At 70.1% G+C, this 13522-nt stretch carries 13 protein-coding genes; 7 read left to right on the forward strand and 6 right to left on the reverse strand.

Features of this window, described 5'->3' with window-relative positions:
• From HPA02_RS09920 to HPA02_RS09945, 6 genes are all read left to right on the forward strand, one after another.
• Window positions 1-515 (forward strand): cell envelope integrity TolA family protein (locus HPA02_RS09920; RefSeq protein ID WP_146803031.1); only part of this gene is annotated, 515 nt, incomplete at its 5' end.
• A gap of 14 nt (window positions 516-529) precedes the next feature.
• Window positions 530-1087, forward strand: a complete 558-nt coding sequence (locus HPA02_RS09925; protein ID WP_146803032.1) for a YqgE/AlgH family protein — start codon at window positions 530-532, stop codon at window positions 1085-1087.
• Window positions 1087-1545 carry a Holliday junction resolvase RuvX gene (ruvX, locus tag HPA02_RS09930; RefSeq protein ID WP_146803033.1) on the forward strand — a complete coding sequence of 153 codons (459 nt, stop codon included), beginning with the start codon at window positions 1087-1089 and terminating at the stop codon, window positions 1543-1545. The genes HPA02_RS09925 and ruvX overlap by 1 nt, the downstream gene beginning before the upstream one ends.
• Before the next feature lie 11 nt (window positions 1546-1556).
• Complete coding sequence (pyrR, locus tag HPA02_RS09935) at window positions 1557-2066, forward strand: bifunctional pyr operon transcriptional regulator/uracil phosphoribosyltransferase PyrR (protein WP_146803034.1); 510 nt, start codon at window positions 1557-1559, stop codon at window positions 2064-2066.
• 16 nt (window positions 2067-2082) lie between these two features.
• Window positions 2083-3099: an aspartate carbamoyltransferase catalytic subunit gene (locus HPA02_RS09940; RefSeq protein WP_244945903.1), complete on the forward strand. Its 1017-nt coding sequence runs from the start codon at window positions 2083-2085 to the stop codon at window positions 3097-3099.
• 76 nt (window positions 3100-3175) lie between these two features.
• Window positions 3176-4453 carry a dihydroorotase gene (locus HPA02_RS09945; RefSeq protein WP_146803035.1) on the forward strand — a complete coding sequence of 426 codons (1278 nt, stop codon included), beginning with the start codon at window positions 3176-3178 and terminating at the stop codon, window positions 4451-4453.
• Between the two features lie 78 nt (window positions 4454-4531).
• Here HPA02_RS09945 and HPA02_RS09950 read toward each other — a convergent pair whose 3' ends face one another.
• Window positions 4532-5851, reverse strand: coding sequence for an APC family permease (locus tag HPA02_RS09950; RefSeq protein ID WP_146803036.1), 1320 nt, complete (start codon window positions 5849-5851; stop codon window positions 4532-4534).
• Window positions 5852-5899: 48 nt separating this feature from the next.
• Window positions 5900-6712 (reverse strand): carbon-nitrogen hydrolase family protein, encoded by an 813-nt coding sequence (locus HPA02_RS09955; protein ID WP_146803037.1) that lies wholly within the window; start codon window positions 6710-6712, stop codon window positions 5900-5902.
• Window positions 6713-6839: 127 nt separating this feature from the next.
• On the opposite strand from HPA02_RS09955, the gene HPA02_RS09960 reads away from it, so the two are divergent.
• Window positions 6840-7661 (forward strand): helix-turn-helix transcriptional regulator, encoded by an 822-nt coding sequence (locus tag HPA02_RS09960; protein ID WP_146803038.1) that lies wholly within the window; start codon window positions 6840-6842, stop codon window positions 7659-7661.
• Window positions 7662-7676: 15 nt separating this feature from the next.
• Here HPA02_RS09960 and HPA02_RS09965 read toward each other — a convergent pair whose 3' ends face one another.
• The 4 genes from HPA02_RS09965 to HPA02_RS09980 form a co-directional block, all read right to left on the reverse strand.
• Complete coding sequence (locus HPA02_RS09965) at window positions 7677-8984, reverse strand: OprD family outer membrane porin (protein ID WP_186809966.1); 1308 nt, start codon at window positions 8982-8984, stop codon at window positions 7677-7679.
• Window positions 8985-9104: 120 nt separating this feature from the next.
• Window positions 9105-10586 carry an amidase gene (locus tag HPA02_RS09970; protein WP_146803040.1) on the reverse strand — a complete coding sequence of 494 codons (1482 nt, stop codon included), beginning with the start codon at window positions 10584-10586 and terminating at the stop codon, window positions 9105-9107.
• A 24-nt stretch (window positions 10587-10610) separates the two neighbouring features.
• The gene (locus HPA02_RS09975) at window positions 10611-12140 is read right to left on the reverse strand and encodes a malonate--CoA ligase (protein WP_146803041.1); all 1530 of its coding nucleotides are present in this window, start codon (window positions 12138-12140) and stop codon (window positions 10611-10613) included.
• A gap of 25 nt (window positions 12141-12165) precedes the next feature.
• Complete coding sequence (locus HPA02_RS09980; protein WP_146803042.1) at window positions 12166-13515, reverse strand: malonyl-CoA decarboxylase; 1350 nt, start codon at window positions 13513-13515, stop codon at window positions 12166-12168.
• Between the last annotated feature and the right edge of the window lie 7 nt (window positions 13516-13522).

Here is a 13522-nt window from a genome sequence, read left to right on the forward strand (position 1 = left end):
GTGCCGCGCCGGCCCCCGAGACGCTGAGCGGCGCGGCCCCGGACGCGGCCCCCGCCCCGGCTCAGGCCGACCCCCTGTCCCCGGGCAGCTTCGCGGCGACCCGCGAGGCGGCCAGTGGCGAGCGGGGGCAGGCGGCCCGGGATGCCGGCCCCGAGGCGAGCCTCGCCGGGGAGGAGGACGAGCTCGGCCAACTGGCCGCCCGGGAGGCCGCCGAGGCGCGTTATATCGCCGCCTGGACCCGCCAGGTGGAGGCCTTCGGCAATCGCCATTACCGCCTGTCGCCGGTCCTGGAGGGGCAGCTGCGGATTCGCGTGGTGGTGGGCCGCGAGGGTCAGTTGCGCCGGATAGAGGTGGTACAATCCTCGGGACACCCCGAGCTCGACCAGGCCGCCCTGACCACGGTGCGCGACGCCGGCCCCTACCCGCCCTTCGATGGCGAGATGGCCGGCCTCGACAGCCTCTCCATCACGCGCGTCTGGCGCTTCGGGAAAGGCAACGACTTCGGCGTGCCCTGACGCCCGGGAGACCCATGCAAAGCTTGAAGAATCATTTCCTGCTGGCCATGCCGCAGCTCGAGGATCCCAACTTCGCCGGCAGCCTCAGCTACCTGTGCGACTACGACGACAACGGCACCATGGGGGTGATCGTCAACCGCCCCATGGAGATCACCCTGGACGCCCTCTTCGACCAGCTCGAGCTGGGCGGTGACATGCCTCATCATGCCGAGGCGCCGGTCTACTTCGGCGGCCCGGTGCACAAGGATCGCGGCTTTATCCTGCATCGCGGCAGCAGTGCCGACTGGGACTCCAGCATCCAGGTCACCGAGGACATCGCCCTGACCACCTCCCTGGACATGCTCAAGGCCCTGGCCGAGGGGCGTGGCCCCAGCCAGTTCCTGGTCTGTCTGGGCTGCGCCGGCTGGGAAGCGGGCCAGCTGGAGGACGAGCTCAAGGAGAACAGCTGGCTCACCGTGGAGGGCAACGCCGATATCCTCTTCTCGGTGCCCCCGGAGCAGCGCCTGCAGGCCGCCGCCGGGGCCCTGGGCGTCGACCTGACCCTGATGAGCCGCGAGGCGGGGCACTCCTGATGGCCGCGGCGGGCGAGCGACTGATCCTGGCCTTCGACTTCGGCACTCGGCGCATCGGCGTGGCGGTGGGCAACGAGTTGATCCACAGCGCCCGGGAGCTGGAACCGCTGCCGGCCCGGGACGGCATCCCCGACTGGGCCCAGGTGACGCGGCTGGTGGAGGAGTGGCGTCCCGACCTCTTCGTGGTCGGGCTGCCGATCAACATGGACGGCAGCGAGTCGGAGATGAGCACCCGCGCCCGCAAGTTCGGCAAGCGCCTCTATGGTCGCTACGGCAAGCCCTGCGAGCTGGTCGACGAGCGCGGCTCCACCCGCGAGGCCAAGGCCATCGCCCGGGAACAGGGCCACCGCGGCAACTACCGGGAAGACGGCATCGACGGCCTGGCCGCGGTGCTGATCCTCGAGGGCTGGTTCGCCGGCCGCGAGGGCCTGCCCGGCGGCCGCCACAGCCATACCTAAAGGATTTCACGATGACACTCCCCGAGATACCCGCCCTGCTCGACAGCCTCGAGGCGCGCCTCGAGCTGTGCCTCGACCGCCTGGCGGTGGACCGCGACCGGCTGGCCGTGGTGGGCATCCACACCGGCGGCGTCTGGGTCGCCGAGCAACTGCATATGCGCCTGGGCCTGCCCACGCCCCTGGGCACCCTGGATATCGGCTTCTGGCGCGACGACTTCGATCACCAGGGCCTGCCGGAGGGCATCCGCGCGAGCGACTTGCCCTTCGCGGTGGAGGGTCGCGATATCCTGCTGGTGGACGACGTCATCATGTCCGGGCGCACCATCCGTGCCGCCCTCAACGAGCTCTTCGACTACGGCCGGCCGCGCCGCGTGCTGCTGGCCAGCCTGCTCTCCCTGCCGGGCCGCGAGCTGCCCATCCAGCCCGACGCCTGCGGCGCCGAGCTGAGCCTGGCCCCGGGCCAGCGGGTCAAGCTCCAGGGCCCCGATCCCCTTACCCTGTCGCTGGTCGAGCGACGCTGATCTTCCAGGAGGCTCCGTGATCGACCCCGCATCCCGCCCGGGCACCCCGGCCCAGGTCCAGCTCGGCGATGATGGCCGGCTGCGCCATTTCATCGATATCGAGGGCCTGCCCAAGGCGCTGCTCACCGAGATCCTCGACACCGCCGACAGCTTCCGTGGCGTCCAGGAGGCCCAGGTCAAGAAGGTGCCGCTGCTGCGCGGCAAGACGGTGGCCAACCTCTTCTTCGAGAACTCCACCCGCACCCGGGCGACCTTCGAGCTGGCCGCCAAGCGCCTCTCGGCGGACGTGCTCAACCTGGATATCAAGACTTCCTCCACCGCCAAGGGCGAGACCCTGCTGGACACCCTGCAGAACCTCGAGGCGATGCAGGCGGACGCCTTCGTGGTGCGCCACTCCGACTCCGGCGCCGCCCATTTCATCGCCAGCCAGGTGACCCCCCGGGTGGCGATCATCAACGCCGGCGACGGGCGCCATGCCCACCCCACCCAGGCGATGCTCGACATGCTGACCATCCGCCGCCACAAGGGGGATTTTTCCCGCCTGCGGGTGGCCATCGTCGGCGATATCCTCCACTCCCGGGTGGCGCGGTCGCAGATCCTCGCCCTCAACACCCTGGGCGCCGCCGAGGTGCGGGTGGTGGCGCCGCGCACCCTGCTGCCGGTGGACGTCGAGGCCCTGGGCTGCCGGGTCTTCACCCGCCTGAGCGAGGGCCTGGCCGGCGCCGACGTGGTGATCGCCCTGCGCCTGCAGAAGGAGCGCATGGATGGCGCCCTGTTGCCCTCTGAGAGCGAGTTCTACCGTCACTACGGCCTGACCCGGGACAGCCTGGCCTGGGCCCACCCGGAGGCCATCGTCATGCACCCGGGGCCGATCAACCGCGGCGTGGAGATCGAGTCCGCGGTGGCCGACGGCCCCCGCTCGGTGATCCTCGACCAGGTCACCAACGGCATCGCCGTGCGCATGGCGGTGCTGTCGATGGCGGTCAGCGGGCAGACGCGGGAGCGGGAACAGCGGCGGCAGGAGACGCAGTGATGAGAGTTATGAAATGGCACCAGGGTGTCGTCATGGGTGGACGGGCCGGGGCGCAGCGGCGGCAGGAGGCGCAGGTATGAAATTAACACTCAAGGGCGCCCGGGTGATCGACCCGGCCAGCGGCATCGATCGCGTCACCGACCTGCACCTGGCCGCCGGGCGTATCGTCGGCCTGGATGCTCACCCCGACTTCCACGCCGAGAAGGTGCTGGAGCTCTCCGGCAAGTGGCTGCTGCCGGGCCTGGTGGATATCGGCGCCCAGCTGCGCGAGCCCGGCCCCCGCTACAAGGGCAGCCTGGAGAGCGAGTCCGCCGCCGCCCTGGCCGGCGGCTACACCCGGGTGGCGGTGCGTCCCGACACCAGCCCGGTGCTCGACAGCGCCTCCCAGGTACGCACCCTGCACGACCGCGCCCAGGAGGTGAACGGCGTGCGGGTGGTGCCCCTGGGGGCCCTGACCCAGGGCCTGGAGGGACGGCTGCTGGCCAATATGGCCGGCCTCCAGGGCGCCGGCTGCGTGGCCCTGACCAACCTGCGCCGGCCCCTGGCCGATGCCCGGGTGCTGCGCCGTTGCCTGGAGTACGCCGCCACCCACGATATCCCGGTGCACTTCCAGGCCCAGGAGGCGGCCCTGGCCGCCGGCGGCTGCGCCCATGAGGGCGCCCTGGCCTCGCGGCTCGGCCTGCCCGGCATTCCCGAGAGCGCCGAGACCACCGCCCTGGCCCAGTGGCTGCTGCTGATCGAGCAGACCGGGGTGCGCGCCCATGTGGCCCACCTCTCCACCGCCCGGGGCCTGGAGATGGTCGCCGAGGCCAAGGCCCGCGGCCTGCCGGTGACCTGCGACGTGACCATGGCCCAGCTGCACTGGACCGACGCCACCCTGGCCGGCTTCGACGCCAACTTCCACCTGGAGCCGCCGCTGCGCCGCGAGGCGGATCGCCAGGCCCTGTGTCAGGGCGTGGCCGATGGCCGCATCGATGCCATCGTCAGCGGCCACCTGCCCCACGAGCAGGCCGCCAAGCTGGCCCCCTTCGCCGCCTCCGAGCCCGGCATGAGCAGCCTGGAGACGGTCTGGGCCCTGGGCCAGGCGCTGGTGGACGAGGGCGTGCTCGACCCCCTGACCCTGGCGGCGCGGCTCTCCCTGGGCCCGGCCCGGGTGCTCGGCCAAGGCGGCGGCGGCCTGGCCGCCGGCGAGGCCGCCGACCTGGCGGTCTTCGACCCCGAGGCCGAGTGGACGCCGAGCGGCGATACCCTGCGCTCCGCGGGTCTCAACACCCCGCTGCTGGGTCGGCCCCTCAAGGGCCGCGCCCTGCTCACCCTGGTGGAGGGCGATATTCGCCATAGCGGCTTCCTGTGATCGACGTGACACCGTGAAAAACACCACGAGAGGAGGCCATCATGGCCTCCCCTCGTGGTTTCTGCGTTGCCGCTTGGTTCAGGTCTCCAGGCGCAGCTCCGGGGTGGGTTGGCGGAAGCCGCGGGTCAGCCAGGCGAGCCAGCTCAGGCCGCAGGCCAGCCACAGGCCGCCGAGCGTGATGGCGGTGCCGTCGAGACTGAACATCAGCCAGAGGATGGCGCCCAGCCCGACCAGTGGGCAGAGCAGGAACCAGAAGGCGTCCAGGCCATGGCGGCGGTGGTCCTTCAGGTAGTACTGGAAGATCACCGCCAGGTTGACCAGGGCGAAGGCGGTGAAGGCGCCGAAGTTGATAAAGGAGGCCGCCGAGAGCACGTCCAAGGTCAGCGCCAGCAGGGCCACGGCACCGCTCAGGCAGAGGCCGCCCACCGGGGTGTTGAAACGCCCCAGGCGGCCCAGCAGGCGGCGCGGCAGGACGCCGTCGCGGCCCATGGCGTAGAGCAGCCGGCCGCCGCTGGCCTGGGCGGCGATGCCGGAGGCGAACTGTCCCACCACCAGGCCGATCAGGAACAGCGAGACGAAGATGTCGCCGCCGATATTGCGGGCGATCTCGTAGGCGGCGGCGTCCGGATTGGCGAAGTCGGAACCCGGGGCGGCCAGCTGCACGAAGTAGGAGACGACGACGAAGATCAGGCCGCCACACAGGGTGATCAGCAGCACCGCCCGGGGCAGGGTGCGCTGAGGGTCCTTGGTCTCCTCGGTGAGGGTGGTGACGGCATCGAAGCCGAGGAAGGAGTAGCAGGCCACGGCGGCGCCGGCCATCAGCAGCGGCAGCGAGGCGGACTCGGCGCCGAGGAAAGGCGTCAGGCTCCAGAAGGGCTGGCTGGGGTCGCCGAGCACATAGTGCATGCACAGCCCCACGAAGGCGACCAGCACCAGTAGCTGGATCAGCATCATCACCCCATTCACGGCGCTGGCCAGCCTGAGGCCGAGGATATTGATCGCGGTGGTCACGCCGATAAAGGCCAGCAGCCAGAGTGCCGTCGGCACCGCGGGGAAGGCCGAATGCAGGTAGGCGGCGCCGATCAGCCAGATCACCATGGGCAGGAAGAGGTAGTCGAGCAGGATCACCCAGCCGGCGATAAAGCCCAGTCGGTCGTCGATGGCGTGGCGCACATAGGCGTAGGCCGAGCCCGCCACCGGGTAGGCGCTGGCCATGCGGCCATAGCTATGGGCGGTGAACAGCATGGCCACCAGGGCGGCGATATAGGCCCCCGAGACGGCGCCCTCGGTCAGGGTGGCCAGGACCCCGAAGGTGCCCAGTACGATGATCGGGGTCATGTAGGCCAGGCCGAACAACACGACCTGGCCGAGGGAGAGGGTGGGTTTCATCTGAGGCATGAGTGTCGTCTCCTGCTTGTGGTTGTTGTGATGCTGGGGAGGGGCGGATTAGGGGAGGCGCCAGACGCGGCCCAGCGCGGTCTCCTCCGCGTGGCCGGCCAGTGGGAGGCGCCGGTCGCGCAGGTAGTGGTAGTCGCGGCGTGCCGCGGTCAGCTCGGTCTCGTCCAGGGTCAGGCGGGTCACGCCCTCGGCGCGGCCGGCGCGGAAGCGCACCTCGCCGCAGGGTGCCACCAGGGCGCTCTCGCCGGCGAAGCGCAGCCCTGCCCCCTCGCCGACCCGGTTGGTCATGGCCAGGAAACACTGGTTCTCCTGGGCGCGGGCCTGGGCGGCGCGGGCATGCACGGGACCGTAGGGGTCCATGTTGCCGTTGGTGACCACCAGCAGGTCGGTGCCCATCTGTGCCAGGGCCCGGGCCGGCTCGGGGAACTCCAGGTCGTAGCAGATCAGCAGGCCCAGGCGGCGGCCGCGCCATTCGGCGCAGCTCAGGTCGTCGCCTGGTGTCACCAGGTCGCGCTCGTCCGGCCATAGGTGGGTCTTGCGGTAACGCAGGGTCAGGCCCCGCTCGGGGGTGATCAGCACGGTGGTGTTGAAGACCCGTTCACCGTCGCGTTCGAGCAGGCCGATGGCCAGGGCGGTGTCCCGCTCGCGACTGGCGTCGATCAGGGCGCCCAGCTCCGGTCCGTCCAGGGTCAGGGCGCGATCCGTGACATGACCGGGCTCGGCGAAGCCGGTCAGGTGGGTCTCCGGGAAGATCATCAGGGAGCCCGGGGCACCGTGCCGCTGCAGGCACTCCAGGGCCCGGGAGAGGTTATGGTCGATATCGCCTTCGCGGCCGGCCAGTTGTGCCAGGGTTATCTGCATGGAAGACTCCGAGTCGTGTTGTTATCCGTTGCCTATCAGTATCCGGATAACCGCGACTCCGCCTATCCCCTGAGTGGGGTACCCCCCCAGGGGCAGGAGAATCCATGAGGCCGACGGGAGACGAACGATGTCCGAGCAGGATCACCACGAGAGACGGCCCCCGCGGCAGACGGCGCTGGCGGCCCTAGGCTGGCATCGTGCCTTCGCCGGCCTGGTGGAAGCGCTGGATCGGGAGGCGTTCTGGCTCGCCGTGGTGCGCTTGTTGGAGCGGCACCTCGACTTCAATACCTGGGTGGCGCTGGTGTTCTTCGATCACCGACCGCCGCGTATCCTCGCCGAGAGCGACGAGGACGACGGTGCCGACGAGACCCTCTTCCAGGACTATCAGCGCGGCCTCTATCTGCTCGACCCCTTCTATATCGACGCCAAGGGGCGTGGGCGCTCCGGGCTTTATACCTTGGCGGACGTGGCGCCCCAGGGGTTCACCCGCACCGAGTACTACCAGCGTTACTTCCGCCGCAATATCGTCGCCGATGAGGTTCAGTTCAACTGCGTGCTGGACGACGAGCGTACCCTCTGTCTCTCCCTGGGCTCGGTGGCACCCTTCGATCACGATGCCCTCGGTCTGCTCGCCCTGGTGCAGCCTTGGCTGCTGGCGCTGATGCGCCAGCGCAGCCATTTCGAGGCCCTCGAGGAGGACCAGCCGGGGCCCCATCCCTGGCACCCTCGCCAGGGCGCTACCCTGGCCCAGGATGCCCAGCGCGCCCTGACCGAGCGTGAACGGGAGGTGAGTCAGCTGATGCTGGCGGGCTGTACCACCAAGGAGATCGCCCGGCACCTGGCGATCTCCGTGGAGACGGTGCGCGCCCACAAGAAGCATCTCTACGCCAAACTCGGCATCAACTCCCAGTCGGAGCTGTTCGCGCTCTTCTGGCAGGACCGCCGCTGACTAGCTTCGGTGAACCTAGAAGGCGTAGCGGTAGGTCAGGTAGAGGCGGTTGGCCTCGTGGGTGATCAGGCCGGCGGGGCCGAAGGTGGGGGCCTTGCCGTCGACGGCGGCGGGCTCGCCGTCGGTGTCGTGGTTGACGTAGAGCCAGGCCAGGCTCAGGCCGTCCAGGGCGCCGGCGAAGCGGTACTGCAGCACGCTCTGCCACTCTCGGCGGGAGAAGTCGCTGAAGCCGGTGGCCTCGTCGGAGACGGCGTAGTGGCCGTCCCAGCGTAGCCCGGGCAGGCCCAGGTCGGCGAAGCCGAGGCCGGTGGAGACCTTCCACATCGCCTCGCCCTCCAGGCCGAAGCGGTAGAAGTTATTGGCGGCGCTGTCCCAGTGGCCGTGGTCATCGGCGAACAGCAGGCGGTCGTAGTTGCCTCCCCAGACCCGGGTATGGGCCAGCCCCAGGTACTTGTCGCGATGGGTCAGGCGCAGGCCGAACTCGTTGTAGCGGGCGTCATGGCCGTCGGCGGCGGGGTAGAGGCCGGGGATGCCCTGGGTCTCGAAGTGCTCGCCGGCATCGTCCTGGCGGCCGTGGGCCACCTGGCTGTGGAGTGTCAGGTCCTCGCCCAGTCGAGCCTGGTGGCTCAGGCGGACCAGACCCTGGCGAAGGTAGTCGTCGCTCTCCAGGTACTCGGCCTCCAGGCGCAGGTCGGCGGGCAGGGCATAATCGACGCCGGCCAGGTTGACCGCGTCGATCTCGCGGCCGTCGAAGGTGCTCAGCCGATCTCCCCAGCCGGAATCGTCGCGGCGGCTAAAGCGCTCGATTCGCGACAGGTAAAGCTCGAGATCTCCCACTTCATAGGTCAGGTCGTAGCCGAGGGAAGCGGCGGGAAGGATGCGATTGGTGTTGTCGGCATAGAGGCGGTGGCGGCGGGTCTGCTTGCCGGCCCCCAGGCGCAGTCGGTGGTGGTCGTTACCGAACTCGGCGCGCAGGTAGGCGCGGGTCACCTTGGCGATGCCATGGGGATCCTGTACCGAGTCGCCGGGTCGCAGGTTGGTGATATTGTCGGCACCGCTGCCCACGGAGAGGGCGTCGGCGGCGCCCAGGCCCAGCTCGACGCCGAAGGTGTCGTGGATCTCGCCGGAGTCCAACTCCAGCAGCAGGCCATGCACCCATTCGTCCCGGGTGGGGCCGACGCCGTCCCGGGGATTCTCGTCCCAGTAGTAGTTGCGGTACTGGAGGCTGGCGCTGGCCTCGTCCGGTGATGGCGAGGCCTGGGCGCTGAGCGCCAGGGTCGGGACGAGGCAGAGGGCGAGTCGGGAAGTGAGTCGAGTCGTCATGGGGCTTCTCATTGTTATGGCTCTTGCTATGGCCGGGGTTGAACGCCCGGGTCGCGGGCGCAGGGCGTCGTCCCGCGCCTTCGGGAAGGCGCGGGCAAGGAGCATGCGGGCTGGGTCGGGTTACCGGTCGGGAGAGAACTCGGGTAGGCGTCGCAGCCAGTCCCCCGCCGCCTGTTCATAGGCGTGGGCCAGTTGCAGCACGCCGAGGTCGTCCCGGGGGCGGCCGATCAACTGCAGGCCCATGGGCAAGCCATTGGCGTTGAAGCCGGCGGGCAGGCTGATCACCGGGCCGCCGGAGAGCGAGCCGGGCACCACCACCTCCATCCAGCGGTGATAGGTGTCCATGGAGCGACCGGCGATCTCCCGGGGCCAGTGCTCTTCCACCGGGAAGGGGAAGACCTGAGCGCTGGGCAGGGCCAGGAAATCGTAGGTCTCGAAGAGTTCGAGCAGCCGGACATGCCAGGCGCTGCGAGTCTGGTTGGCCTGGTGGATCTCCAGGGCCGAGCGCGCCAGGCCGCCTTCCACCTCCCACCGGGCCTCGGGTTTGAGGCACTCGCGCTTGGCCGGGTCGGCGTGGAGGGGCGCCAGGTTGCCGGCCACCATCCACTGGCGCAGGGTCACCCAGGCCTCCCAGAGCCGCTCTGCCGGGAAGCCGGGGTCGGCCACCTCCACCGCGCAGCCCAGATCGCGGAAGGTGGCGAGCGTCTGCTCGCAGAGGGGCAGGATGCCAGGCTCCATGGGCAGGTGGCCGCCCCAGTCCCCCAGCCAGCCGATCCGCAGGCCGCGCACGTCGCGGGCCAGCGAGCCGGCGAAGCGGGCCGGGTCCTCCGTCAGCGACAGCGGCAGCCGCGGGTCGTGGCCGGCCTGGGTGGCCAGCAGCCGGGCGAGATCCGCCACGCTGCGCGCCATGGGCCCCTCGGTGGCCAGCTGGTGGCCGAAGTTCTCCGGCAGTGGGCCCAGGGGCACCCGGCCGAAGGAGGGGCGCAGGCCGAAGACATTGTGGTAGGCGGCGGGGTTGCGCAGCGAGCCCATCATGTCGCTGCCGTCGGCCACCGGCAGCAGGCGCATGGCGAGCGCCGCGGCGGCGCCGCCGCTGGAGCCGCCGGCGCTCTTGCTGGGGTCGTAGGCGTTGCGGGTGGCACCGAACACCGGGTTGTAGGTATGGGAGCCCAGGCCGAACTCCGGGGTATTGGTCTTGCCGATGATCAGGGCGCCGTCGCGTTTCAGGCGTGCCGCCATGATGCTGTCGTGCTCGGGCACCTGGTCGGCGAACAGCGGCGAGCCCAGGGTAGTGCGCAGCCCGGCGGTGGCGGAGAGATCCTTGATCGCCTGGGGGATGCCGTGGAGCCAGCCTCGGGATCGACCCCGAGCCAGTTCCCGGTCGCACTCCTCGGCCTCGGCGAGCAGCTCGGTTTCGTCGCGCAGCGAGACGATGGCGTTGACTCCGGGATTGCAGGCGGCGATATGCGCCAGGTAGGTGGTCATCACCTCGCGGCAGGAGAGCTCCCGGGCATGGATCACCCGGGAGAGGGTCAGGGCATCCCAGGTCACCGGCTCGGGGAGGTGGTAGGGGGCCCGGGTGGGCGTCGGAGCGGTTGTCATTGTCATCATCTCCTCGGGCTCGCCTTACGCCTGGCTGGCCAGCGGCTGGTAGAGCTCGGCATAGGTCTCGCGGAGCTGCTTCTTCTGTACCTTGCCCATGACGTTGCGGGGCAGGGCATCGACGAAGAAGACGCGCTTGGGCTGCTTGTAGCGGGCCAGTCGGTCGCCCAGGGCCGCCAGTATTGTGGCCTCGTCCAGGTCGCCCTCGGCCACCACCACGGCGGTGACCCCCTCGCCCAGGTCCGGGTGGGGCACGCCGATTACCGCCGACTCCACCACCCCGGGCAGGTCATCGATTAGTTGTTCCACCTCCTTGGGGTAGACGTTGTAGCCGCCGGAGATCACCAGGTCCTTGTCGCGACCGACGATCTGCAGGTAGCCGTGCGCGTCGATGCGCCCCAGGTCGCCGGTGATAAAGAAGCCGTCATCGCGGAACTCGGCGCGGGTCTTCTCCGGCATGCGCCAGTAGCCCTGGAAGACGTTGGGGCCGCGCAGCTCGACCATGCCGGTCTCGCCCCGGGGCAGCTCGGCGCCGCTTTCCCGGTCGCTGATGCGCAGCTCCACCCCCGGCAGCGGCAGGCCCACGGTGCCGGGGCGGCGCGCGCCCTCGTAGGGGTTGGAGGTGTTCATATTGGTCTCGGTCATGCCGTAGCGCTCGAGGATGGCGTGGCCGGTGCGGGCCTCGAACGCCTGGTGGGTCTCCGCCAGCAGCGGCGCCGAGCCGGAGACGAAGAGGCGCATGTTAGACACGGCATCGCGATCGAGGCGCGGCGACTGCAGCAGCCGGGTATAGAAGGTGGGCACCCCCATCAGCACCGTGGCCCGGGGCATCAGCCCGATCAGTTGCTCCACGTCCAGCTTGGGCAGGAAGGTCATGGCGGCGCCCGTGGTCAGGGTGATATTGCAGGCCACGAAGAGGCCGTGGGTATGGAAGATCGGCAGGGCATGCAGCAGGTGGTCATCGGCGGTGTAGCGCCAGGCCTCGGCCAGGGCGCGGCTGTTGGAGGCCAGGTTGAGGTGGCTGAGCATGGCGCCCTTGGAGCGCCCGGTGGTGCCGGAGGTGTAGAGGATCGCCGCCAGGTCGCGTTCGCCGATCTCGGCGACCTGCTCCCAGGGCTCGGCCCGGTCGGCCTTCTCCAGCAGGCTGCCGTCCCCCGCACTGCCGAGGGACTCCACCCGGGGCACGCCGCAGGCGGCGGCCAGCTGGCGGGCCTCCGCCAGGGCCTTGGGGCGGCACACATAGAGGCGCGGCTCGGCATCGCCCAGGAAGTACTCGATCTCGGCGCCGGTATAGGCGGTGTTCAGCGGCAGGTAGACGGCGCCGATCTGAAGACAGGCCAGGTAGAGCAGGATCGCCTCCGGGCTCTTGTCGACCTGCACCGCGACCCGCTCGCCGGGAGTGACGCCCAGTTCGCGCAGGGCGCCGGCCAGGCGCCGGGCCCGTGCCTGGGCCTCGCCATAGGTGTACCCCTGGCCTTCGGGGGACTCGATCAGGGGCTTATCCGGCTGGCGCTGGAAGTGGGGCAGGAACTGCAGGTAGAGGTTGTGATTCATGGTGTTCTCTCTCGCGAAGGGAGTATCAGGCGTTATGGGGTTCGCCGAGCAGCGGCCTGGCGCGACTCGCCAGGCGGCGCAGTTCATTGGGGCAGGCGATGCTGCCGTCGCGGCTAAAGGCCTCGTGGTTCTGCTCGATGCGCTCCAGCTCGTAGCGGTAGTTGACCATCAGGCCGTGGGCTTGGCGGCGCCCCTTGGCGGAGGTGTCGCCGGGCCAGTTGAGGCGGTGCAGGCTGGCGCCGTTACCCAGGTGGAAGCGTGCCACCGGGTCCAGCGGCAGGCCGCTGCGGTGCTTGGCTTCGAGGAAGTAGTGGGCGGCCAGGGCGCGAAGCTCCGGTTCCAGGACCTGGCGGGCGGCCTCGTCCTGCACCCAGGCGTCGTCCGCCAGGGCCGCCTCGGCGGCGGGGGAGAGGCGGCACTGGCCCGCCTCCCGCGCGCTATCCAGCCAGGCGGCGAAGCCGGGCACCGGCGACAGGGTGACGAACTGGGAGAGGTTGGGCAGCTCCCGCTTGAGTTCCTGGACCACCTGCTTGATCAGGAAGTTGCCGAAGGAGATGCCCTTCAGGCCGCGCTGGCAGTTGCTGATGCTGTAGAAGACGGCGGTATCCGCCGCCTCGGCGGGCAGCTCCTCGCCATCCGCCAGGATGCCCTGGATATCCCCGGGAATGCCGCGGCACAGCGCCACCTCCACGAAGATCAGCGGCTCGTCGCCGGTGGCCGGGTGGAAGAAGGCGTAGCAGCGGCGATCCTCCGGGTCGAGACGGCGGCGCAGGTCGCTCCAGTCGCGGATCTCATGCACCGCCTCGTAGTGGATCAGTTTCTCGAGGATGGCCGCCGGGGTGTTCCAGTCGATGCTCTCCAGCATCAGGAAGCCGCGGTTGAACCAGGAGCCGAAGAGGTGGGCGAAGTCGGCGTCCAGGGGCGCCAACTCCGGGGCCTCCCGGAGCAGGCCGAGCAGGTCGGCGCGCATCTTGACCAGCTCGTAGGTGCCGCCGGGGCAGAGGTTGAGGCGCCGCAGCAGGCGTTGGCGGCGTGGCTCGCAGGCGGCGAAGAGGCGCTGCAGGGTGGCGTTGCCCTCGTCCTCCCGGTAGGCGGCATAGGCGGCGTGGATCGCCTCGGGGTCGGCGGCATACTCCTCGGCTAGCAGCGCGAAGAAGGCGCGGCGTTGCTCGGCGTCGAGGCCCGCATAGTGGCTCAGCGCCTGCTGGGCGACGAGGATGCGCGAGGCCTCGCCGCCGGGCTGCATCAGGGTCTCGCAGGCCCGGGTCAGGGCCGCCAGGCTCTGGGCCGGGGTCGCCGGTTCACTGGTGCGGTGCCGGCCGCGGCTGACGATACCGCTCAGCAGTTCCTGCAGGAAGTTCCGATTGGCGCTCATGTTCGCC

The sequence above is a fragment of the Bisbaumannia pacifica genome (assembly GCF_007989625.1).
GTDB lineage: Bacteria > Pseudomonadota > Gammaproteobacteria > Pseudomonadales > Halomonadaceae > Bisbaumannia > Bisbaumannia pacifica.

Coding starts and splice junctions, on each gene's coding strand:
- HPA02_RS09925 (WP_146803032.1), top strand. CDS start 530: ATGCAAAGCTTGAAGAATCATTTCCTGCTGGCCATGCCGCAGCTCGAG.
- ruvX (WP_146803033.1), top strand. CDS start 1,087: ATGGCCGCGGCGGGCGAGCGACTGATCCTGGCCTTCGACTTCGGCACT.
- pyrR (WP_146803034.1), top strand. CDS start 1,557: ATGACACTCCCCGAGATACCCGCCCTGCTCGACAGCCTCGAGGCGCGC.
- HPA02_RS09945 (WP_146803035.1), top strand. CDS start 3,176: ATGAAATTAACACTCAAGGGCGCCCGGGTGATCGACCCGGCCAGCGGC.
- HPA02_RS09950 (WP_146803036.1), bottom strand. CDS start 5,851: ATGCCTCAGATGAAACCCACCCTCTCCCTCGGCCAGGTCGTGTTGTTC.
- HPA02_RS09955 (WP_146803037.1), bottom strand. CDS start 6,712: ATGCAGATAACCCTGGCACAACTGGCCGGCCGCGAAGGCGATATCGAC.
- HPA02_RS09960 (WP_146803038.1), top strand. CDS start 6,840: ATGTCCGAGCAGGATCACCACGAGAGACGGCCCCCGCGGCAGACGGCG.
- HPA02_RS09965 (WP_186809966.1), bottom strand. CDS start 8,984: ATGACGACTCGACTCACTTCCCGACTCGCCCTCTGCCTCGTCCCGACC.
- HPA02_RS09970 (WP_146803040.1), bottom strand. CDS start 10,586: ATGACAACCGCTCCGACGCCCACCCGGGCCCCCTACCACCTCCCCGAG.
- HPA02_RS09975 (WP_146803041.1), bottom strand. CDS start 12,140: ATGAATCACAACCTCTACCTGCAGTTCCTGCCCCACTTCCAGCGCCAG.
- HPA02_RS09980 (WP_146803042.1), bottom strand. CDS start 13,515: ATGAGCGCCAATCGGAACTTCCTGCAGGAACTGCTGAGCGGTATCGTC.